This window comes from Phyllobacterium sp. P5_D12 (assembly GCF_054049495.1).
Map to the genome: position 1 here is coordinate 1 of NZ_JBFUMG010000874.1, position 1,304 is coordinate 1,304.

Below are 1,304 nucleotides of genomic sequence, written 5' to 3' on the forward strand. Positions count from 1 at the left end.
CCTCACGTAGGCCCAGCACAAGTGTCGTGCCGCGAGATTTTAGATAGGCGAGGGTCTCCTCCACTTCGCCTTTCAGCCCCATTGGTTCCTTATCGACGATGAAGATATCGGGTTGAAAAGTCTCAGCCGTATGCCGGATGATCGACTGGCGCATCTTGAGTGTTTCATGCAAATCGATGTGGCGTGCAAGGGAGGTGTATTCCCCATTGCGAAGCTTAATCACACTAGGCACCTTCACAAAATCGACGCGCGCGCGATAGTCGAATGCGCCGGCGATAGTTGCGCCGGATATAATCAGGATATTGAGCCCGCGGTAGTCCTCGACAAGCGAATGGGCAATGGTCCTGCACCGCCGCAAATGGCCAAGGCCGAAAGTGTCGTGGCTATACATCAAGATCCGGGCATCTTCGAAACGCCGCATCATGGTCAAAACCCCCTGTTTTGCGGGTTGACCCGCGCAGTGCATTCGAAACGATCGGGAGAATGCGAACTCATCGGATTCTCAATTCCCTTATCTGTAGGGATCGGCAGCGTCACGCAACCCATCTCCCAAGAAATTGAACGCCAGGATGACAAGTATGACAGGAATCATCGGAAACAGCAGCCAAGGGTAAAAAGCGATGACGCTGACGCTGCGTGCTTCGGTCAATAGAATACCCCAACTGGTGATCGGAGGCCTGAGGCCAAGCCCTAGGAAACTCAGTGCGGTCTCTCCGAGGATCATCCCAGGTATGGAAATTGTGGCCGTGGCTATCAAGTGCGACATGAAGCCGGGCACCAGGTGCCRTCCAATAATACGGCCGCTCTTGGCACCCATCAATTGCGCCGCGAGCACGTAGTCTTCCTCACGTAGCGAAAGGAGCTTGGAGCGCACGGAACGAGCAAGCCCGGTCCAGTCCAGCATGCCGAGTATGATGGTGATGCCGAAATAGATCAGGATAGGACTCCACGTCACCGGCATGATAGCCGCCAATGCCATCCATAGGGGCAAGCTAGGCAATGATTGCAACACTTCGATGACGCGTTGCACCAGCAGATCGAACAAACCGCCGTGATACCCTGCAAGTCCGCCGATTACGATGCCGAGAACGAAACTGATGGTTATGCCGATGAGCCCGATAGTTAGCGATATGCGCGCACCATAGATGATGCGAGATAGTACGTCACGGCCGAGACGATCAGTGCCGAGCAAGAACATCTGGCCATCCTTCGCCGGGCAGACAAGATGGACATTACCCTCGATCAGGCCCCAGAAACGGTAACTGTCACCACGACAAAAGAAACGAAGTGGCTGAACATCGTTG

1 protein-coding gene and 1 pseudogene are annotated in these 1,304 nt (G+C 54.5%); both read right to left on the reverse strand.

Features of this window, described 5'->3' with window-relative positions; genetic code table 11:
* Nucleotides 1-424, reverse strand: a pseudogene (locus tag ACXJ5O_RS27225) (hypothetical protein); the annotation flags it as partial.
* Nucleotides 425-511: 87 nt separating this feature from the next.
* On the reverse strand, nt 512-1,304 hold a 793-nt coding region (locus ACXJ5O_RS27230; RefSeq protein ID WP_457302633.1), incomplete at its 5' end, for an ABC transporter permease.